The following is a 23,053-nucleotide window of genomic DNA, read 5'->3' as shown; positions in this document are numbered from 1 at the left end:
GTGGACTTGACTTAGTCAGCCATGAACCGAGTCCTGCATCGGGGACGGAGTCAAGTCATTGATGGGTTGCCTGGTTTCACTTGGGTGTCCAAGGCGTTCTTGGGTTGGCGACTGTGTTAGAGAAACCGACCGATCGACGGCTTGGCAGTGTGTTGACGCGGTGACAGCGCGTTTGATTGACCCGGAGGATGGAAATCGTTTGACCAACAACCGACCAATCCGGCGTCTGATGTAACGCTCGATAAGGTGCTTGCTTGCACTGACCAACCAACACGCAACCCAAACGAGTGCTAAATTTCGTTTTATGGCGGACAGTCGTTCTAGCGAATTCGAAGATCCTCAAAGCAGTGGTGCATGCACGGCACCCTACGATTTTTGGTGCAAGCGTTTGGGCGCGAAGCCTTGGACTCGCTTGCGTACTGTTGGGCTTCCCAGGACCATTTGTAGAACACCTTCGGCGTTCGGAAAGGATCTGCATGGGCGTCTGTCCCCAGGGTGCGCTGCGCAACCCTGGGCTTTGAGGTAGAACACCTTCGGCGTTCGGAACTCTGGATAAGATTGTGAAAGCTGCCGCCTTGGGTTTGGCAGGTTGCTTGGGCGTGTTTCTGATCATGTGCTTCGAAGGAACTTCAGGCTGGCCTGCCGAACGCCGTAGGTGTTCCATTTTCACAGCCCAAGGTCGCGAAGCGCACCTTGGGTTATTGGAACCATCAAACCTCCGAACGCCGTAGGTGTTCTACATCCGGTTTGGGGCACACCGAGCGGAGAGCAAATATTCTCTGCTGCAAAAGGACGCTTCGGGGACACCCCCGGAGAATGATTGTGATCCCCATCTTCGTGCTCTTCGCGTCCTTCGTGGTTTATTCCGGAATTCGCAACGATTGCAATTTTCGGCGGACCGTCTGCAAGAGATTATCAAGTCCCGCTAGCGCTCAAACTGATCCGCGTCTGCTCTGCAACGCTGATTTACTCGCAAATGATACCGGACGCTTCGGGGACAGACCCCGGAGGATCATTGTGATTCCCTCTTCCTGCTCTTCGTGTCCTTCGTGGTATATTCTCGGCTTGATAACCAATGCCGGGGATCGTAAGTTTTCCGCGGAAGCCGTTAACGGGGACACTCCAACACGATCGCTGGATTTGACAAATCACAACTGCCATTCCACTGCCAATGGGAGCGATTGATCGACAAGCGTTCCCGCGTTGGCTCAAAAGCCTGAACTCGAAAAGTTGAAACACAGAGGAACAGAGGTCACGGAGAAAACTCTGTGACCTCTGTGTTTTTCTACGTCCGGATCTTTGACAGGATCATTTGATGCCGATTGTTTGGACCAACACCAGACTAGAGTGTTTCCGCCTGGAGACAAACAGTGGCGGACTATTTGTTCAACCCTTTCAGGGTAGGGGGACGCGGTAGGCTGCTGTACCAGGGAGCGCTGCGCGACCCTGGCCTTTGGTGTGGAACACCTTCGGCGTTCAGGCATTCGGTCGGGACTGGCATTCAAAACGGGGGACAGTCCCAGTCCAATGAGTAAATTGGTGCGCGCAAGCACGGCACCCTACGGGTCTTGGTGCGTGCTTCGTACGCTCTTGCTGATTGTGGCGTTTATCCAATTCGCCGGAACCCCGATTCGAAGAAAGCGGTTGCCGCCTTCGTCTATCTCGGGAGACCATTTTTTAAGTTTCAACCATGACGGGGAGAGTTCTCAAAACGCTGTACCGAGCATTCTGGCACGCGCCGAAGTGATGAGCGACAGAACATCCAACGCGGCGGCGGCACAAGCAGTGCAAGCGGAAAAGTCTCCCTATCCGCGTCTTTCTGGCAAAGAACAGGTGCGAACGGGATGACTTTGCGTTCTCGAACATCGCGACCATTGGGGTTCAGGGACACCTGGGATTCTAATCATGCAGCCGGTCTAACTGCACGACGATGGCACGTGATGCAGCCCCTACTCCCCGGCCCCGTTACCATCAACCGACCCGTTCTGGAATCGATCCCGTGAACCGCATACCTTTAGCACTGCTGATGATTGTGGTTATCGCCAGCCCCCTTACTGCACAGGTTAGTGATGGTGTTAACAACAGCTTGCCGCAACAAGACGCACCGCCAGTCGCGCATGAGTCCGTGGTCCCGTCCGCCTGTGACTGCATTCACTCGAATTGCTGCGATGCGTCCTATGCCAAATGTGGGTGTGAGAGCCAACGCAGCCTCTGCGAGTGCGGTTCCGGACGGTTCTACTTCGATATCAACGGCGGTGGAACAATCCTCTGGATGCCGGACTACAACTTTTTCGCCGAACGCGGTGAGGGTGGTCCCTTTAACAGAAATTCGAATCTCAACACTGCGGACAATGCAACACCTGGCTTTGCCGTAGGTGGATCGATTGGAATGATTTGCCGCCGATCATTGTTGGGTGCCTGCCAAACCCGACTGGAAACACGGTACTCTTACCTTGACGCTCAGACATCCACCAACTCCGCTTTCCTGGACCCCGGCGCGGGAACACGTTTCGGCTGGGAGGCGTTCGATACTGCCGGCGGCTTTGGAACCAATGATGGAAATACATTGACCACACGCGTCGACCGCGACGTTGCCCTGCACAGCCTTGATCTACTGCTGCACCAAGATTACCAGCTATACGGCCAAAACCGGCTGACACTGTATGCCGGAGCATCACTACGAAGGTTGGAACAAGATTTCGACGTGTTTGGGCAAATCAGTACGTCCGTGACCATGCGCGAGTCGCTCAACACTGACTACTACGGCGGCAAGTTGGGCATGAGCACGCGTCGCCCCGTCCGAGCTGGCTGGATGTTTGAGGGCGACTGTGGAATCGGCCTGTACGGCGCGTCGTCAGACTACGTTGGCAACTATGCCGACAGCACACCGAGTGACATCTCCAGGACACGATCAAGTTCCGATTTCGCAGTGAATCCCTACGCAACATTGAAACTAACCAAACCGATCAGCCCCAACGCCTTCATCAGCGGATACACCACCGCAGAGTACCTGAACTATGTGCCACAGATGGAGTACGGCGAGCTCGGCACACCGCCCTCTGCCGGATCGGTTCGGATGGACGGGGATGAAATGACCAGCCTGGTTCTGGGACTCAATCTAACCTTCGTCCGATAGCCGGATCCATGACTTGCCTGGCATCGTGGGCAAGCTGAATGAGCCGTCAAGCGGACCCGCCGCAGGATGATTGCTTGTTGCCTTGAACAGAGCGGCAACGGAGCCAGCACTAGGCCGCTTGATGGACAGGCTTCAGACGAACGCTAAGCCAGCCAAGAGGCCGAATGGTGGCTTCAAGGCTTTGCATCGTGCTTGACGCCAAGCCTACATCAGCAACACCACTCGCGACTGATGCGAGGGGGCGGGGTTGTGTGACAGTAGGCTGCCTTGGCGACGGTGCTTGCCTGAGAAGAGTGCCGATGGCAATTCGGGAAAATGTTGGTTCGGATCCCGTTTCTCAGGCGATCGAACCACTGTTTTCGCGGCAGAACTCCGGCTTTGCTTTACGGCTTCAGAATTGGCGTGTCCCAACCTTCGATATCCGAAGGCTTGGCATCGGTGACAGAGGCCTTGAAGCTAAACGTGGACGGATTGTAGGGGCCGACAAACGAGACGTCCGCATCGGCTTTGATCTCGTCTTCCATGCCCATGCACCACAGAGTGGCATTGATCACGAGACGACGGACGCCTTCGCTGACGATGTCCTCCGAAGCTCCCTGAGTCGAACAGAACGCGCGTCCTTTGGGACCGCCCTTGTAGGAATACTCACGCACCCAAGCAGCTGGCTGGGGGGCCTTGTCCTGGTTGGCCGGGGCGCCGACTTCCATCGACTGCAAGACTTGATTGGTTGCCAGAATGGTTGAGTTCGGCATGGGAACCGCCGAATAGGCACCGGCCATCGCGTGCATGTCTTTCACGCCACGCATCACGGGGTGACTCTCCTGACCAGGCACAACATTCATCGCGGTGGCAAACTTGTGATTGGAACCGTAGTGACCGGCTCCCAGCTTGGGATTCCAAGTTTCACCCAAGATCTGGCGGCCAAAACCGCCAACGAAGTCTTTGTCTTTGTTACTGTAATTGAAGAAGGCATACTTGCCCTTGAGACCATTGAAGGCGTGCGTTGTGGTTCGTAGTCCAAGTACCGGACCGCCACGCTTTAGGTAGGCTTCGAATTTTTCCATCCAAGGATCTTCGGGAGCCACAAACCGTAGAAACAAGAACAACATGTCGGCGTCGTCGATCTCCTCAATTCCGGGAATCAAGCTCGAACCTTGCTTAATCAGTCCCTCTTTTGTCTGACCAAACAAAACCGTGCATTTGAATCCATAACGATCGGCCATGATGCGAGCGATCGCGGGACAGGTCTCTTCGCCACGATATTCGTGATCCGATGCGATGAACAGAATGTGCTTGCCCTTTCCGGGCCCGCTTTCTCCTTCGTAAACCACTCGATCCGCCGCAGTGACGCTGGAAGTCAAGAAAACAAGTCCGAAGACGAAACAAAACGCGTGTCTGAAGGGCATCACGAGGTTCCTTAAGGAAGACATGAAGGAGGGGGGAAATTTGGGGCAGAAGGTCCGGCGGATGAGAATCGATTTCCACCTGAGCACGATTATATTCGACTCACCCGCCCTGAAACCCACCTCCCCCAAGAGAGTTCTCAGAAAAATCGCGGCACCGCACGATCATTCACCCGCCAGTCGGGCTGGTGAACCGTCCGAAACCAAGACAATGGCGACGTTCCCACACTCAGAAAGCGTGTTTTCGTCGCCCATTGATAGCCTGATTTTCATAGACTCTCTCAAGCCGAAGCGTGCTGGAAATCGGAACCGGGTGACCCATCTGTTCGTGATTGTCACGGCCTGCGTGTTTGAGGGGCTTCCTGTCGCTGGCATTAAGCTGAATCGACACCCGACGAACGCCTCTGGACAAGCCCCCCGAAACGCCACTCATGGCGGACCGCCAATACCGCTGGCGGGAGACGAAGCAATGCTTAAGTCAAGAACTTCGCTCGCACGCTGCCAAACCGTTTGGTCTCAACCAGAATCTCGCAGTTCTCAGAAACAGCGATCAAACCAGGCACCGACCCCGTTAAGACAATCTGCCCTGGATACAATCGTTGCCAACGCGCCTCTAGGGCTGTTGTAAGCCACTTTAGCGAAGAGCAAATCGTCTCCAGGAGCACGGTTCCCGAGCAACCGTCCAAGCGTTGCTCATCACGCCGGATGGCCAAATCAAGCATCGTGGACGCCGGATTCTGGGGAAGCTCCGCCATCGAAACACCTGCTCCGGCAACCACGCCGGCATGAATCGCATTGCTGGCGATCAATTCCCCCGCACTGGGCTTGGCTCCGCGGATGACGTGATGATGCAGTTCGATCACTGGGAAGACTCGATCGATGCAGTCTGGAAAACCGGGCTGAGCAAAGTCAGACGCAGTGGGGGCACGAGACAACCGTACGGCCAACTCACCTTCGATCGCGAGTTGAGCGAACGAGGAACGACTTAGAGCGCAACCGTCCTCATGCTGCTCGTTGTGATACAAACGCCCGTTGATGGATTGATCGATTCCTAGCTGTGAACGAATCGTCTTGGAAGTGCACCCTACCTTGTACCCGACGACACGCTCTCCCCGCTGTACTCTGAGTTTGCTAACTTCGTCTTGCAGCCGATAACCTTGCTCGACCGTCAAAACAACGCCCTCGGAGAACAGTGTTCCGGGCTGGCGCCGATCGTAGTCATCAAGCTGGCGCCTCGCCCATTGCGAAATAGGCAAGTCAGCCTGGCCATTGGGGTCGCCCATGAATTTAACTCGGGGTGCAGGAGTTGGCACAAAAAAGAGCGCAGAGTTTACCACCCAACCCAGAACCGGGCCAGAGCCAGCACAGTCTCAATGCTCCCGCCAGCATGTGACTTGTCGGTCCCTTCAGCACACGTCATGGATGAAGCCGCACTGCCGTTGGGCCATCTTCAAGTTGGTCTCATCATCTGGCCTGTTGCTTGGCTGACATCCAGCGAGTAGCGGCTTTCCGATTGTCTTCACAGCTTACGTCGTTCAGGTTCGATCTTTCGACGCCCAAAACTGCGTGCAAATCAAACCACACATTCACCCAATTCGGCAAGGTCCGGTTGGTATTGCGCTAGCGGTCAGGCCTGCCGCTTCATCAATCGATGACGAATCTGCAGCAATCGGGGACCGAATCGGTGACGCAAGCACGACAACGTCCCTGCGGCAAACCGGCGCGTGAGACACCGGAGTTCAGCGTTTGGGCGAGACGCTAACCATCCACGGATTCCGCCGATTTCACGTTGGACGCGGGACGGGGTGACCATCGATGGTGCGGATCAGTGATGTTGAATGCCCCAATGGATCATTTACCGCGCCGGGACTCTGCCAGGCGCCCTCCGCGGGCTGATGACGGGTGCGATCGGCGATTGATTTTCAAAATGGAGGTGATCGTGAAAGCGACGGCTGATTTTGCTAAGATAGTAGTAGTCGATGGAGCACGCTCTTTTACGGATCACGACATGCACACCCCTCTTCCCAGACGCAGCTTTCTTCAAGGTGCCGGCATTGCGATTGCTCTGCCGATGCTCGAAGCGATGACACCCGCCGCCAATGCCGCTGTTCGTCCCGCGCGGCCAGTGAAACGATTTGTGTGCCTATCTAACAATTACGGTGTCTACCGAGACGGCTTCTTTGCTCGCTCGGACCAGGCTGGCGCCGGTTACGAGATGCCGGAGACGCTTCGACCGCTGGCAAAGCACCGCCGGGATCTCACATTGTTTTCCAACTTGGATCATGGCAACACGATTGGCCACCAAGGGGTCCCGGTTCTGCTGAGCGGTGTGCGTCCCCATTTGGCCGCTCATTATCCTGAAGGCAACCTGAGCGTCGATCAACGGATTGCCGAACACGAAGGGGCCGCGACTCGATTCCCATCCATGACGCTTAAGGTCAACGAGTCAAACTTCGTCAGCTTTACGCGCACCGGCGTGCAAGTTCCAGCGATCGATCTGCGCACCATGTACCGGGCACTGTTTCTCGCGGACCCGGCGGACAAGAAAGCGACCGCTGCCGAGCGTCTGAAAAGACAGAACAGCATTCTGGACGTCGTCATGGAGCAGGCCAAAGGTGTCGATAAGCAACTGGGCAAACGGGATCAGCGGAAATTCGCCGAGTACCTCGAAGCGGTTCGACGATTGGAAAAGAAGATTGAACAACAACAACCTTGGCTTGATAAACCCAAGCCCAACCCCGAGCGTGCTGAGCCGCCGCAGGGCAAAGGCACCGAGGCAGACCTGCGTGCAATGGTCGAGTTAATCGCGCTGGCGATTCAAACCGATTCGACGCGTGCGATCACGTTATCCTCCGGTTTTGCAAACGGAGACTTTGGTCTTCAAGGCGGCTATCATGGGTTCTCTCATCATGGCGAACGGGAATCTCACATCGCGGCGTTGAAGTTGATCGAACGCAATAAGATGACTCAAATGGCGCACCTGATGGACTTGCTAAAGGCCCAGGAAGACGTCGTTAACGGCGGGTCGCTGCTTGACCATACGACGATTCTTTGGGGCTGCGGCATGGCAACCGGACCGCATTCAACAAAAAACCTGCCACTGATTCTCGCTGGTGGTGGCTTCAAACACGGCCAGCATCAAGTCTATCCAGAGGATGCGAATCGCGTTCCCGCCGCCAACTTATTGCTCTCGATCTTGCAGAATCACGGCCTAAAGATCGACCGATTTGGCACCAGCACAGGCACCTTGTCGCAGCTTGAGTGGAGCTAATCAGTTGAGAACTCTCTTGTTTGTCATCGCAACGTGGCTGCCAGTGGCAACGCTTCACGCGGCTTCACTGGATCCAGTGCGACCATTCGTTCAACAACACTGTCACTCGTGTCACGGTGCTGAGACTCAGGAAAACGACCGCCGCTTTGACACGCTGCCAACGGACCTCAAGACAGTCGATGCCATTGAGCGTTGGCAGGAAGTCCTGGATGTACTCAATCGTGGGGAAATGCCCCCGGAAGAGAGCCCACAACCCAAGGCGGATGAGATCAAGCCCGTCATCGAGTTGCTGACGAATCAACTTCAACAAGCCTATGCAAGGCAGCGCAGCACCGGTGGGAAGTCCGTCACGCGCCGACTGAATCGTTTCGAACTTCGCAACACCGTCCGAGACCTGCTGTCCCTGAATGATCCGGAATTGCGAATCAACAATGTCGCACGACTGGTTGACAACAATGGCAACGGCAGCGTCGAAAACACCAGCACTGACCCCTTTCGCGCATTTCCACAAGACGAACAAGAGGCGGGTTTTGATAACATTGGGAACCGACTGGTCATGTCGGATTTCTTGTTGCAATTAATGCTTGACGCCGCAGAGGAAAGTTTGGCGTTGGCGACCGAGACGGGCCCGCGACCGGACACCCAATCACGACACTTTTCCGGCCACCTGCAGAAACAACCACGTGGCGACCTGGAACGCCTATCGCGTCAACGGAATCCATCGTTTGATGAATACTTCCGCCGCGAAACCATTGCTGCTGACGCGTTACGTGGTGGTGTCGGGACCTCGGCACGCTATCGAATCACGCTTGAAGTCTCTGGGCATCGGCAACGTCATCCTTGGGGCGACGTGATCACCAACGATCAATCGCAACCGTTAAAGTTGCTGTTGCGTTTGTTCAAAACACGGACTCGCGACGAACACATTCCTGTTCAGGTGCTGGAAGTTCCCGGTGATGGGCGTCCGCGGAGCTTTACCGTTGAAACCTGGATCGACGCACGCTGGACGCCACAATTGCTGTGGGAAAATGGGCCAACCACCCGTGAGGCTCGCAGTGACTTGCTGGTCCAAAAACTGCTGCCCGATCACTATCGCCAACCGCCGGATCGCAAACAGATCCCAGACAAAAAGCAGTACGACGCGGCTCGCGGGCAGTGGACACAAGACATGACAGCGATCGCGCTGGCAAATTACCGGGGGCCATCCATTCGTGTACACGGTTTGACGTTGGAGCCCTTGATCGATCAGTGGCCACCGCGGCACCATACGGCTTTGTATGGAAGCGGTTCCTTCAATCGCGACAACATTCAGCCCTTGCTGCTAAGGTTCGCCCAACGGGCGTATCGGCGGCCGGTTTCGCCAGCGGAGATCGCCCCGTATGTTGAACTCGTCCGATCACAGCTCACCGAGCGCCCGGATGCACTGCCCAGCACGATTCAAGACTTGACGTTCAAATCCTACCAAGGCTCGTGGTCAAGACTTCCCGACTGGTCGAAACTGACTCCCGAGAAGCAAGGCCAGATTGCCGACGGGCTGGTCGACCATCGTCGAGCCGGGCGCGACGAGCACTACGGCATTGTTTTTGATGGCCAGCTGAACATCGGCCAGAACGCCAGCTATGAATTCCAGATGGCGTCCGATGACGGTGCTCGACTATTGATCGATGGAAAAACAATCATCGAACACGACGGGCTGCACGGCGCCTCACTGCGTCAAGGTGCCACTGAACTGAGCAAAGGCAAACACTCGATTCGCATCGAGTACTTCGCTTTTGGAAAACCCAACAGTTTGCGAGCTTCCTGGAGTGGGCCGGGTTTTCGTGACGCACCGCTGGCCAAGGCAAACGCCGCAAACAAGCAACCCATCAGTGTTGATGCCGAGACATCGCAGGTCATCAAGGCGATGCAAGTTGGTTATACAGCCATCCTTTGCTCACCCGATTTTCTTTACCTTCGCGAACAAAGCGACACGCTGAACAGCTACGAAATTGCCTCTCGCTTGAGCTACTTTCTCTGGTCTTCCATGCCAGACGATGAACTCTTTGCGCTCGCCAAATCAGGCAAGCTAACCGAAGCGGCCGTTCTGCGGGATCAAGTGGATCGAATGCTTGACGATCCCAAGTCAGCGGCGTTCACGAGACATTTTACCGAACGCTGGTTGCGATTGGACAAACTCTCGGAAAGCCCCCCCGAGCTCAATGGCCCCTTTCGCGTCTACTGGGACCGCCGCTTGGAACCTCAGATTGTCGCGCAAACCGATGCATACTTTGCAGACTTAGTTCAAACCAACGGCCCGATTGGATTGCTGATTGATTCGGACTACACGTTCATGAACGAGTCCATCGCGGACGTGTTCTACGGACGAAAAGATGTCAAAGGCGACTCGTTGCGAAAAGTGGCGACAAATGATCCACGGCGTGGCGGCATGCTGACCCAGCCCGCGGTCATGACTGCAACCGCCAACGGCGTCGACACATCGCCGGTTGTCCGCGGCGTTTGGATCCTGGAAAACATTTTGGGCACGCCGCCCACACCTCCTCCGCCAGACGTTGAACCGCTTTCGCCCGATCTGAGGAACGCCAAAACGATTCGTGAGCAACTTGCCGTTCACCGGCAACAGGAAACGTGCAACCGCTGCCATCGCAAAATTGATCCATTGGGCTTCCCCTTTGAGAACTTTGATCCGATCGGCCGATGGCGTGACCGTTACCGTACCGGCGTCATCGACCCCAAAACAACCATGGCCGATGGGAGAGAGGTCAATGACATCGTGGCGTTCAAACAACTGCTGCTGACGCGCGAGCAAGATGTCACGCGTTCCTTGACTCAAAAGCTACTGATCTATGCCAGCGGCCGCATCCTGGAACCGATTGATCGTGGGGAAGTTGACCGCATCGTGGCCGAATTCGAAACGCAATCCGGTGGCCTTCGAGACCTGATCAAGCTTGTCGTTTCAAGCCGCGTGTTTTTGAACAAATGACTGGCCATCTGATCGCGGTACCAGCACCGCGTTCCCATCGGTGGACGGAAAAACTTCGAGACGCCTCACGCCTGTCGCTTCATTGGAAACGCCACAGGATCGTTGGGACGTTGTCCGTAGATCAATCAGGCGATTCAGCGCAACGTCGTGCGTCATGCTTTCCCGGTGCTATTGCGGTTTTCCGACGCCCTGACAACACTGCAATGTGATCTCGGTGCTCCCCGCCGCAGATTGCCTTGTCCTCTCAGCTTTGCTGCAAACCGGTGCAGACTGGAGTCTCCAAACTGGTGGTCTCGATTGACCGCGGTCAACCCCATGTCGTTTCGCGGGCGTGGACGAGCGATTGCCGCCGGCGCTGCAAAACTCGCAGGTGTTGACAGAGGCTTGCCAGATGGAGATACTTAGACTGAACGCAGGGGTGTCCCTTCTGGGCTGAGAGTTTCGGACAGCATGAGTCGAAACAACCCTTTGAACCTGATACGGGTCATACCGACGAAGGGAGCGAGACGGCCTCACAAATCTCTCTCGGACCTAGCCGCTCACTCTTCTCCGAGTCCTTTCCCGATTGCAACCTACAGGGAAGAAATGAATTCTCCAAATCTGCCAGTGTTGAAAAAATTGAACAGCGCGGATCAACGCGGTGATTTTAAGGGGCAATTTACTGAAGAGGCAGATAACTCTGCAGAGATTCAGGCGATTGAAAACGACCCCACTCTCTTTCCCAATTCTTCACGCGTCTACATCGAAGGCGAGATCCACGAAGGATTGAAAGTGCCCATGCGAGAGATTCGCCTCTCGGACACGGAGCATGACACTGGAGAGATTGAGAAAAACGAACCAGTACGGGTCTACGACTGTTCCGGACCGTGGGGCGACCCTGAATTCGACGGCGACGTGACTCAGGGACTGCCAGCTCTAAGAAGCCAATGGATCTTGGATCGGGCCGATGTCGAAGAGTACTCCGGCCGCGAAGTCACTCCGGAAGACAACGGTTATCTCTCTGAAGAGCATTCGGACAAGTACAACGAACTGACAAAGGTCAAGAACCGGCTCAAGCAATATCCGGGATTGAAACGTAAACCTTTGCGAGCCAAAGGCAGTGCGGATTGCGAAGCGGAATGGCATCCGGTGACGCAAAAGTGGTATGCGGATCAAGGCATCATCACGCCGGAGATGGAATACATTGCCATCCGCGAAAACTTGGGGCGTAAAGAAGAGTTCGAGGCGATCTGCGACAAGTATCCGAATCTACAGGATCTGCCGCCCGAAGCCTCCGATCGCATTCGACAACTCTGCACCACGCCCGAAGGCTACGAAATGCCTCGGCCTTCAGAGATTGATCCCGATTCGCAAGTGGCTCGCAATCGCATCGATCATCAACACCCGGGACAATCCTGGGGCGCGAAGACACCGGCTTTTATCACCGCTGAATATGTAAGATCCGAGGTCGCTCGAGGGCGCGCGATCATTCCAGCGAACATCAATCACCCTGAAAATGAACCGATGATCATCGGTCGCAACTTTCTGGTGAAGATCAACGCGAACATCGGCAACTCTGCAGTCGCTTCGACGATTGATGAAGAAGTCGAAAAGATGCGTTGGGCGACCAAGTGGGGCGCCGACACGGTCATGGATCTTTCAACCGGAAAGAACATCCATGCAACACGCGAGTGGATCATTCGCAACAGCCCTGTTCCCATTGGAACCGTTCCGATCTACCAGGCCCTCGAAAAGACCGGCGGTAGCATTGAAGCATTAACTTGGGAACTGTTCCGCGATACCTTGATCGAACAAGCCGAGCAGGGCGTCGACTACTTCACCATTCACGCTGCGGTACTCAAGGCCTTTGTTCCCCACACCGCCAAACGGATGACCGGCATTGTTTCGCGTGGCGGTTCGATCTTGGCCAAATGGTGCCTCCACCACGAGAAAGAGAACTTTCTGTACGAGCACTGGGACGAAATTTGCGACATCTGCGCCGCCTATGATGTCAGCTTCTCAATCGGTGACGGATTGCGCCCTGGCTCGATTGCTGATGCGAACGACTACGCGCAGCTAGCCGAATTAGAAGTCCAAGGTGAACTGACCAAGCGAGCATGGGCAAAAGGGTGCCAGGTGATGAATGAGGGGCCGGGGCACGTCCCCATGCACCTGATTCAGGAGAACATGCAAAAGCAGATCGAATGGTGCCACGAGGCGCCCTTCTACACGCTTGGCCCACTGACAACCGATATCGCCCCTGGCTATGATCACTTTACCTCTGGAATCGGTGCCGCACAGATCGGCTGGTACGGCTGTGCCATGCTTTGCTACGTGACTCCCAAAGAGCACCTCGGATTACCGGATCGCAACGACGTTCGCGAAGGTGTCATCACTTACAAGATCGCTGCCCACGCAGCCGATCTTGCCAAAGGACATCCTGCGGCTCAAATCCGTGACAACGCACTGTCCAAAGCTCGGTTTGAATTCCGTTGGCGTGACCAGTTTGCCCTCGGTCTTGATCCGGCCCGTGCGATTGAGTATCACGACGAAACCTTGCCTGCCGAAGGTGCCAAGACAGCGCACTTCTGTTCCATGTGCGGTCCTACGTTCTGCTCGATGAAGATCACCGGTGACGTTCGTAAATATGCCGAAGAGCAGGGCAAGGAAGAACAACCTGCCGAGCCCGTCCACTAGTCGACACCCGCTGGGTCACTGACTCCATCGACCGAGTCGCAGAACATGGCGACACGGTCGAACCTGGTGATTGGCCAACATGATCCACTCCAAGCAGGCTCGTCAGTTGATACTGATGAGCCTGTTTTGTTTGTCGCCCCCGGCACCTCCAAGTGCACCATGCAGAAGGGGTTTGCCAAGCGTTTCAGCACCGACAGGCTCGTCTGTGGTTTGGCCCGGCACCGTCAACTGGCTTGACCATGCCCAGCAGCGTTTGGATGAAACTTAGTTCAGTTTCGGAATCGCGCGGCCGGGAGTCCACGGGGCTTTGGCGTTGTCAAGCTTCTTGTTCAACGCCGGCAGATCCTTCTTCAAGACCTCGTTGATCTGCTTGCTGGCACGCTTGTATTCATTGACGATAATCTCGAATTGCGCACGATGCGTGCCGGTCGGTCCCGCTATCGCTCCGCTGGCCATGCGGCCAAGCCGAGACAGAAAGCCGGGGTAGGCGTTCTCGTTTCGACGTGACTTTGTTGGATCGCCTCGAAACGCTTCATTGATGTCCAGCAGCTTTAACTCGATCGCGCGGACATCATTTTCCAAGGTTGGATCCAGTTTCGGATCTCGCTTCAGAACGGACTTGATCTTGTCGATGTTGTTCTGCGTCTCGGCCAGCACCTGCGTGGTCGCGTTCAGCGTGTTGGATAGCTTCAAAACCTTGCGAGAAAACTCAATCGCCGTTTTTCGCTCCGCCGCGCTCATCTGCTGGAACGAGATCGGTTGGATTTCAAACGCGACCGGTTCGACCAGCTGTGTGACTTCACCATCATCCATCTGCATGAGGTCAACGGTGTATTTGCCGGGGACGGCAACTGGAGCACCGCGATCGAAACCGGCGTGCGTGTAGTTCCAGAAAGTGCGATGCAGCCCTTTGGACGTACTTGCTTTGAGACGCCGAACCACATGCCCCTGTGCATCGCGAAGGGTCAGCCAGACACGCGGCGACGCCTCGCGGTCTTCCGCTTTCAGTTCATCCCAACTGGGGTAGGGCGAGTCAGCGCCCTTTTCAGCGGCGCTGCGATCCTGTTGTTGGCGAAGCGACTTCTTTGTCTTCAGTGATGCACTGAGATAATAGTCAATCCTGACACCGTACTCTGGATTGTCGCCGCTGTAGAAGCTTGCCCCCTGGAACGCTCGTCGCCCCACGGCCAAGGGAGCCGACTGTGCAAACATTTTGCCTTGGCGAATGGGGAAGATCTGATTGTCCTTCAGTCCGTCCGCTGGCAGATCGCGAAGCAGCGAATAATTGTCTAGGATGTAAAAGCCACGACCAAAGGTTGCCAACACCAAGTCGTTTTCATCGCGTTGGATTTCGAGATCACGAACACAAACGGTGGGCAATCCGGTTGCCAGTTTGACCCATTTTCCTCCGCCGTTGATCGTATAGAAACAGCCGAACTCGGTACCGCAGAACAGCAGGTTTGGATCGACGTGATCTTGCTTGAGCGTGTAGACGCTGCCGCGTTCGGGAAGATCACCGGTCATCTCAGTCCAAGTCCTGCCACGATCACTTGATTTGACTATGTAAGGCTTGAAGTCCCCCCGTTTGTGATTGTTGATGGCAACGTAAACGGTGTCGGCGTCGTAGAGATCGGCTTCGATGTCGTTGATGTAACCGAACTCAGGAATCTTCAACGTACCGAATTTGCTGACTCCGCGCCAGTTCTTACCGCCGTCTTCACTCACTTGCACCATCCCATCGTCGGTGCCAACATAGAGCAGGCCTTCGACTTGTGGGGACTCACTGACCGAGACGATGGTGCCATAAAGCGACGTTGACTCGTTCTTGGCCACGGTGTCGACGCCCCACACACGGCCCATGACTTTCAGCTTGTTTCGGTCAAGATTACGTGACAGATCCTCACTCACAGCATTCCAGCTGTCACCGCGATCGTCACTGCGAAACAGGATTTGCGATCCATAGTAAACGCGTTGATGATTGTGCGGAGAGATCATCAAGGCCGAGTCCCAGTTCCATCGTAACACCGGACCACCCTCCGCCGGTTGCGGCTTGATCTCCACACGCACACCTGTCTTGCGATCGTATCGCACCAAGCCACCGTATTGCCACTGCGAGTAGATCGTATCGGGATCTTCCGGATCGACAGCGGGGTCAAATCCATCTCCGAAAACGGTAATAAACCAATCGCTATTACGGATGCCATGCACGTTCGGCGTCTGCGACGGACCGCCTTGAGTGGCGTTATCCTGAGTGCCACCGTAGACATAATAGAAGGGTTTTTCGTTGCTAAGGGCAACTTTATAGAACTGCGTGATCGGCAGGTTGGCCTTAAAGTCGTAGGTCTTGCCGCGATCCCAGGACTCATAAACACCACCATCACAACCAACCAATAAGTGGTCGGCGTCTATTGGATCGATGATCAAGGCGTGATTGTCAACGTGCTTGTCGGCTTCGCCAAGCCGATTGAACGTCTTCCCGCCGTCTTCGCTGACCATCATGTAAGTGTCCATCGCATAGACGCGGTCCATCTTGTGCGGACAGGCAACCAGTTCTTGGTAATACTGTGGGCTACCGGAAACGTAGTCGCTCATACGTTGCCAAGATTCGCCACGATTGGCACTTCGATAAAAGCCACCTGCCTTGCCGACCGCTTCGACAATCGCATAGACGATCTCGGAATTGTGTGGCGAGATCGCCAAGCCGATCCGGCCTTTGTCGCCAGCGGGCAACCCGCTGTTGATCTTTTCCCAGGAGTCTCCGCCGTCGGTGGACTTATAAAGCCCCGACTCGGGACCGCCATTGATCAACGTCCATGTATGTCGACGCCGTTGGTAAGCCGAAGCGTACATGATGTTTGGGTTTGTCGGATCGAGTAGCACTTCGTTGACGCCTGTGTCGTCGCTGATGTGCAGAACCCGACTCCAGGTCTTACCACCATCGGTGGTCTTGTACAAACCTCGCTCACCACCGGAACGCCACAGCGGACCTTGTGCGGCAACGAAGACCGTGTCGCCGTCTTCCGGGTGAACGATGATTTTCCCGATGTGTTCGCTCTCTGGCAGGCCGACTTTGGTGAAACTCGCGCCGCCGTCGGTTGATTTGTAGACACCGTCCCCGTAACCCACGCTACGCTGCGAATTGTTTTCACCCGTCCCCACCCAAATGGTGAATCGGTCAGTGGGATCAATCGTCACGCAGCCAATCGAGTAAGAGCCCTGTTTGTCAAAGATTGATTGCCAAGTGACACCGGCGTTCGACGTTTTCCACACGCCGCCAACAGTGGCGATGTACCACGTGCTGCGTCGCGTGGGGTCGACCGCGATGTCCAGAATGCGCCCCGACATCAACGCTGGGCCGATACTGCGGAATTTCAAGCTGGACGCGGTGTCGGACTTGATCCCCGGCGCCGAATCGGCTGGCGTGTCAGTGTCCTGGGCCAAAGAGACCAGCGAGAAGTTGCTGGCGCAAAGAACAAGACAGCCGATCACCAAGCAGCGAAACATGAGACTCTCCGAATGCGGATCAAGATGATTTCAAGTCCCAGACAGTGTAATTCAACACGACACACAATTACTTTGGCAAACACGCAAGTTGTCCAGAATGCAAGACTCCGCCGGCCATGCGTCCAGTCCCTGCCATCACTCACTCCCGAGCAAAACGCGTTCCGATCGAACCCCAACAGCGGATCGCCGACAGCCTGCGAGATTCGCATGTCATTAAGCCCGACTTCAACGGGCGATCAAGATCGCGCCATGGAATGCTTTCCCAGTCCTGGAACCACCGGCAGCAACGCAGACGTTAGAAAACTGCGGTTCGGGATCGAGCCTGGGTCACAGCGTTGTGTGGAAATGCTAGATTGTGACGATCCCATCCCCGACCGATCAGCCTTTATTGATATGAACCATAAACGCAACACACTTCATTCCCGTGATGAGATCATGCAGACGATGGATCGCATCTATCGTTACCGCATGACCACCACTTCCGGCGGCAATCTTTCGATCCGGGACTCGTCGAGGGACATTTGGATTTCGCCGGCACGCGTTGATAAAGGCAACTTGACTCGGGGTGACATTGTCTGCGTGCATCCAGATGGCACGACCGATGGCTTGCATCCTGCTTCGAGCGAGTTTCCATTTCACAAAGCAATCTACGACGCTCGGCCTGATATCCAAGCCATCGTGCATGCTCATCCCGTCGCGCTTGTCGCCTTCAGTATCTGCCGCCAATCGCCCGACACACGACTCTTTCACCAAGCCCATTCGGTCTGTGGCAAAGTCGGCTTTGCCCCCTATGCCTGTCCCGGCAGTGATGCCTTAGGCGCCAGCATTGCCAACTCCTTTTCAGAAGGCTGTGACAGCGTGATCCTGGAGAACCATGGTGTGGTGGTGGGTGCCACTGACTTGGCACGGGCTTTTGAGCGGTTTGAAGCATTTGAGTTCGCCGGCAAAACGTTGATCAAAGCCAACCAAATTGGCGAGGTGCGTTTGCTGAGTGACGAACAACTTGCCCAGGCGGCAAACCGTGGCGTGGACTTTGTTTCCTATCAGCCAACGGCCGCGAGTGCGAACGAACTCGAACGACGAAAACAGCTTTGCGATTTCCTGCGCCGCGGCTGCCGCCAGCGACTTTTGATCAGCACCGAAGGAAGCTTTTCGGCGCGTGTCAGCGACGATTCGTTTTTGATCACGCCGACACAGCAAGACCGTGAACGGTTGCACGCTGACGACTTGGTGCTTGTGCAGGGCGAGAACCGAGAATCACAGAAACTGGCCAGTCGCGCTGCGCGAGCGCATCAAGCGATCTACGACAAACACCCGCACGTACAGTCAATCGTGTTTGCCCACCCCGTCAACGCCACAGCATTCAGCGTGACCGACACGGCGCTGAACGTTCGCACGATTCCCGAAAGCTATGTGTTCCTTCGGGATGTGCAGCGCGTCCCCTATGGCGTCCAATATCGCGACGATGGCAGCATTGCCGACTACGTTTCGTCCGCCAACCCCGCCGCAATCCTACAGAATGACGGAGTGCTTGTGACGGGATCGACCGTGCTTGATGTGTTTGATCGTTTGGAAGTCCTCGAGTCAACCGCCGAAGCCGTGATCAACGCCGGCGCGATCGGCGAGGTTTCGGCGATGTCAAATGACGTGATTGATGAACTTTGCGATCATTTTGATCTCCATTAGGAAAGGACTGCCTGCTGGCACCGCCTTGAAGACCTGAGGGTTAGCGAGGTAGGGTCCAAGCAGGCACCAATTACAAGCAATTGCATCGTTTCAGAGGCAGTGGTGCGTGCAAGCACGGCACCCTACGAATCCAGTCCAGGTTGGAGGAAATCGCAATTGTCCCCCGAAAATCCTACACCACCCAACGTCAGGCAGAGTGCAAACATGTTCAAAGCAATGCTCCTTGGACTCTCACTCACTCTGTTTTTTCCCCTGGAAATCCTTGCCCAAGAAGGGAAGCGACCGGCGACCGTTTTACTGATCACCGCCCGCCAGCTCGAAGACGCTTGGAAACCATTCGCGGAGTGGAAAACACAACACGGCAAGTCCACCAAGATCATCACGATTGATGAGATTGATGAACAATTCCAAGCCGAATCCATTCAGGAAAAGATTCGCCTGTGCGTTCGCCAGCACATCACTCAAGAAGGCTCCAAATGGGTGATTTTAGGTGGTGATTGCCAGCGTGATGGAAACGGCCTCGTGCCGGGCGGTCATACAACCGTGCACCGCCAAGAGCCCAACGGCATTCCGACCGACATCGTGTATCTCAGCGAAACGAACTGGGACGCAGATGGGGACGGTGTTTACGGCGAGTGGAAAGACGACCGTCAAGCGATCCGTTATCCAGATGGCACGATCGGCCTTGGCCGAATCCCAGTTCGCACGGCAGACGACGTAGCTGCGTTCACCGACAAGGTGATCGCCTACGAATCTCGCTATCCAACTAGCGACTTTGCCAGAACAATGGTCTACACCTGCACGGATACGCCCGCCTATCCCAAGGTCCGCAACAGTTGGGACGGTTATCTGTCCAAGGCCTGGAAAGCAGGGACGGTGAGGCGTTTCTTCTCCGCAGAAACTCCTTGGGACAAACCGGGCGATCCGGGAAGCTATGATCTTTCGCCAGCCAACCTGGTTTCCCTCATCAACGAAGGCTCGACTGGCAAACTACACATTCATGGCCACGGACACTTGCCGGCTTGGGTCCTCGAAGGCGAGCGTTTTACGGCACAACATGTCGCCCAGTTGAAGAACGACGGCGCCTACCCACTGATCACAACGGTGTCGTGCAACACTGGCGAATTCGATTCGCCCCAGGACCCTTCAATTGTTGAGCAAATGATTCGTCGCCGAAAGGGAGGTTCCGTCGCTGTGGTTGCCCCGGTGCGAACCGGTAAAGCGCATTTCCACAGCCCCTCGGACTTTCGCTTCATGGTGACTCAGGGCAAACTCGATGGCACCACGCAAACGATGACACGTTACTGGAGCAATGGTTTGGGGGACGAGTTAACGACGGGCGAGTCCATGATGAAAGCGAAGGCGCAGATGGCAACGGATGCCGAAAACTCGCCAGGGTACCATCTGTGCGTTTGCGAGCTAAACCTGCTTGGCGATCCAACGCTCGACATGCGATCCCAGACGCCGACCACACCAATACTGCAAGGCCTAAACTCCTTCACCGCAGGCCCCCAAATGGTTCAAATCAACACAGGTGCTCCCAACAGCAAGGTCTGTTTTTGGCAGGAAGACAAGCTTTATTCGATCGTTGACACAGACGACAAGGGGATCGCACAGGCCCAAGTCAACCTCGCCCCCGGAAGCCTTTCAATCGCCATTTTCGGCAAGAGTTTGAATTCGGTGCAAAAGACAATCGAAGTTCAGCCATCAGGTGACGCCTAGAATCCAGCCATCGGACACGCCCGGCAACAGTCCGTTGCATGATGTGCCCACCAACGCCTTATTTCGCGTCCTTACCGTTGCTAATCGCGCGTAGCTTTCTTAGTGCTGATTCATCCATTCCCATCTTCTCGAACCAATCTTCAAATTCCTTCCGCGTGTCCACATCGTCAACGTCTTTCAAAAGCTGCCTGATCTCTTGCCGTTGCACATCGGATAGCTGCCGATCATCGACCCGATCTTCGAATCGTCCTTTGTTCTGTTTAGCATTTCCATCAAAGCTGCGGCCAGGATTGTTAAACGACGCCTTGTTTGGATAATCAGCTTCAACCAACTTGCGTTGCTCACCACGAGCGGGTGGGATGATCCAATCTGCTCCCTTGAAGTTGTCTGGCCCTTTACGCCAGACCTGCAGTAGTTGGCTCAGATCTTCCTTCAAACGACCGGGATCGTCTGGAGGCATGTGCTGGTTGGGATTCCAGCCGTTCTGCATGAACATCGTCATGGTTGTCATCCCCACGCGATGGCACTCAAAGCAGCGATTCCCATCGACAAACACCGTTCTCATGTCCCAGTTCTCGCCGCCGATCACATAGTAAGGTGAGTCAGCATCAAGTTTGGGAACCACGGTCTCATCCGTCCCGGGGATTTTGGCAGCATTGATAAAGTCATTGGTGATGAATGGATCTGCCTGATGGCACTGAACACACTGAACGGCCCCAGGCGTTCTAAAGGCCTCGTTAAACCCGTTTTGGTCCTCAATCCCGGGCAGTGTCCCACGCATCCGCAACGTCTCTTTGTCAAGCTTGACCCAGGGTTCAATCCGGTCGCAACTTTCAAAAAAGGCGGTCGCACCTGACTCCTGGTTGTACCCGATCATCTGCACCGATCCAACAACCGCGTCGAAACGGCTGCTCGAATTCCTGGCAAAGCTAATCCAGATCACGTTCGGCAGTGGTTCCCCATCGGCAGTCCGTCCTTCGTAGCGTTGTAGCGTCGATCCAGACACCGTGTCCTTGCCAAGGAAACTTGGATTGTCGCAAGTTCTTCCTAAGTTCCCGTATCGCTGCACGCCTTTGACATACAAAGGAATTTCAACGGCTTCATCTAGATTGACCGTCGGCGGCACCCCCAGGTCGGGTTCGACGAGTTTGGCGTACTCAAACGCTGTCTTTGGAAAGCCATTTGAACGAACGCGAATTGGTGTTTGTTTGTCATCAACGGGCTGGTCTCCCATTGTCACTGCCGTTGGCCATAACGTCGCAATCGAAATCAACACGACAATGAATCGGATCATCATTCATTCTCCAAAGACGGATCGGGCAGGCGAATAGGACGACGGCCCGCGAAGTAACACCGCCAAAAATCTCCCAATCGGCCTCTGTTTTAACATAAATCCCATTGTTCTGACAAAGCACGACGCGAAGCTTAATCGCAAAACCGATCGCCCTTGAGTAGGCAGTTCCCAGACATCCAAGTCCAATCAATCGGCGTTGATGTCGGCGACCGTCGCGCACAGATTGTCGCTCCATCCTCTTCGAGAACAAGGGGCAGTGGTGCGTGCAAGCACAGCACCCTACGATTTTTCAGGGTAGGTTGAAGCGACGCTGGCTGTGTGCTTGCACGCACCAATTGCCACCCATTGCATCGTTTCAGGGGCGGTGATGCGTGCAAGCACGGCATCCTACGAGTTCAGGGTAGGTTGGATGCGTGCACGACATCAACCAAGCTGAACTGGTACAATGCTGCGCTGTGGTAAACCATCGAACCGGACGGAGACACGTTATGAAATTCATGTTGCGAATCTTCATCGCTGCCCTGCTGCTACTTGGCCCTGAACAGTTGGCGACTTCGCAGCAACCAATGGAGAAGGGTACTTGGTCTTTCAGGGACGGACTGCCCAACGCGGTGACTTTTGTCTATGGAACGAAGTTGACAGCGAAGGACCTCAGTCAACTGTCTCAATGCACTCGTCTGACGCATGTCATGATGGGCAATGCAGGGATTGACTCTGAATACGTCACCATCGAAGGTGATCTCACAGCGCTAGGAAAACTGAAGAACCTCGTCGAGCTTCACCTGTGTAAGGACGGGATCCATGACGACGACCTAAAATTCATCGCCTTGCTTCCCAAACTGGAAGTCCTGGAATTCAACGCAGACAACGGATACGAAGGCGCCCCGATCTGCACCGACAAAAGCGCCAAACACCTGAGCGCTGCAAAGACGTTACGCAGCCTGACCATTCACGACGGAAACTTGACGGATGCATTTGTCGCAACAATCACTGAGAATTTACACCACTTGGAAACGCTGTCACTAAGCTCGTCTCAATTGACTGACGAGTCACTTCGAATGATCTCTGAACGCTGTAACAAACTCAAGTCGCTTTCAATTTCGTCTGAAAACTTCACTGTCGAAGGCCTGAAGCAACTGGACAAGATGAAGCGACTTGAGCAGCGAAGGGTCATCTCACCAGCACTGCGCAAAACTCGCGCCCTGAAGGCGATCCAGTAAACCTGCCACAGGGTCTGTCCCACTAACGGGAGTTCTTCGGGGCAGGGGAGTGTGTTTGTCAGCGCCCCGACGGTGGGCAGTGCGACTCTGGGCGATGCCGTGGAACACATTCGGCGCTAGGGTTGACTGGACTCGACTGGGGCGTCTGTTAAGGCAACTGT

General features: G+C 55.2%; 11 protein-coding genes and 1 riboswitch. Of the genes, 7 read left to right on the top strand and 4 right to left on the bottom strand.

All coding sequences use genetic code 11. The features are described 5' to 3' along the window. The first annotated feature begins 1,999 nt into the window (after positions 1-1,999). A complete protein-coding gene (locus tag SV7mr_RS10720) occupies positions 2,000-3,136 on the top strand; it encodes a hypothetical protein (protein WP_145271832.1) in 1,137 nt (378 codons plus the stop codon). A gap of 383 nt (positions 3,137-3,519) precedes the next feature. Here the strand turns inward: SV7mr_RS10720 and SV7mr_RS10715 are convergent, their stop codons facing one another. Next, entirely contained in the window at positions 3,520-4,542 is a 1,023-nt protein-coding gene (locus SV7mr_RS10715) for a hypothetical protein (RefSeq protein WP_419188383.1), read from the bottom strand. Between the two features lie 470 nt (positions 4,543-5,012). Next, positions 5,013-5,822, bottom strand: a complete 810-nt coding sequence (locus tag SV7mr_RS10710) for a 2-keto-4-pentenoate hydratase (protein ID WP_145271828.1) — start codon at positions 5,820-5,822, stop codon at positions 5,013-5,015. A gap of 725 nt (positions 5,823-6,547) precedes the next feature. On the opposite strand from SV7mr_RS10710, the gene SV7mr_RS10705 reads away from it, so the two are divergent. The 3 genes from SV7mr_RS10705 to thiC all read left to right on the top strand — a co-directional run bounded on the left by SV7mr_RS10705 (position 6,548) and on the right by thiC (position 13,466). Further along, on the top strand, positions 6,548-7,810 hold the full coding sequence (locus tag SV7mr_RS10705; RefSeq protein WP_419188382.1) for a DUF1552 domain-containing protein: 1,263 nt from the start codon (positions 6,548-6,550) through the stop codon (positions 7,808-7,810). A gap of 4 nt (positions 7,811-7,814) precedes the next feature. Further along, on the top strand, positions 7,815-10,790 hold the full coding sequence (locus tag SV7mr_RS10700; RefSeq protein WP_419188381.1) for a DUF1592 domain-containing protein: 2,976 nt from the start codon (positions 7,815-7,817) through the stop codon (positions 10,788-10,790). Between the two features lie 404 nt (positions 10,791-11,194). After that, a riboswitch (TPP riboswitch) is annotated at positions 11,195-11,308 on the top strand. A gap of 67 nt (positions 11,309-11,375) precedes the next feature. Beyond that, the gene (gene thiC, locus SV7mr_RS10695; protein WP_145271822.1) at positions 11,376-13,466 is read left to right on the top strand and encodes a phosphomethylpyrimidine synthase ThiC; all 2,091 of its coding nucleotides are present in this window, start codon (positions 11,376-11,378) and stop codon (positions 13,464-13,466) included. A gap of 264 nt (positions 13,467-13,730) precedes the next feature. On the opposite strand, the gene SV7mr_RS10690 is transcribed toward thiC, so the two are convergent. After that, entirely contained in the window at positions 13,731-16,970 is a 3,240-nt protein-coding gene (locus SV7mr_RS10690; protein WP_145271820.1) for a WD40/YVTN/BNR-like repeat-containing protein, read from the bottom strand. Between the two features lie 207 nt (positions 16,971-17,177). Between SV7mr_RS10690 and SV7mr_RS10685 the strand changes: the two genes are divergently transcribed. Together SV7mr_RS10685 and SV7mr_RS10680 are read left to right on the top strand one after the other, a co-directional pair. Beyond that, on the top strand, positions 17,178-18,656 hold the full coding sequence (locus SV7mr_RS10685) for a class II aldolase/adducin family protein (RefSeq protein WP_473163686.1): 1,479 nt from the start codon (positions 17,178-17,180) through the stop codon (positions 18,654-18,656). A gap of 204 nt (positions 18,657-18,860) precedes the next feature. Further along, positions 18,861-20,378, top strand: a complete 1,518-nt coding sequence (locus tag SV7mr_RS10680; protein ID WP_145271818.1) for a C25 family cysteine peptidase — start codon at positions 18,861-18,863, stop codon at positions 20,376-20,378. Between the two features lie 58 nt (positions 20,379-20,436). Here SV7mr_RS10680 and SV7mr_RS10675 read toward each other — a convergent pair whose 3' ends face one another. Next, positions 20,437-21,675, bottom strand: coding sequence for a hypothetical protein (locus SV7mr_RS10675; protein ID WP_145271816.1), 1,239 nt, complete (start codon positions 21,673-21,675; stop codon positions 20,437-20,439). 485 nt (positions 21,676-22,160) lie between these two features. Between SV7mr_RS10675 and SV7mr_RS10670 the strand changes: the two genes are divergently transcribed. Further along, positions 22,161-22,892: a leucine-rich repeat domain-containing protein gene (locus tag SV7mr_RS10670; protein ID WP_145271814.1), complete on the top strand. Its 732-nt coding sequence runs from the start codon at positions 22,161-22,163 to the stop codon at positions 22,890-22,892. Positions 22,893-23,053 lie beyond the last annotated feature (161 nt).

Origin of the sequence: Stieleria bergensis (assembly GCA_007745635.1) — a bacterium.
Lineage (GTDB): Bacteria > Planctomycetota > Planctomycetia > Pirellulales > Pirellulaceae > Stieleria > Stieleria bergensis.
This window is presented reverse-complemented; position numbering and strand designations above follow the sequence as displayed.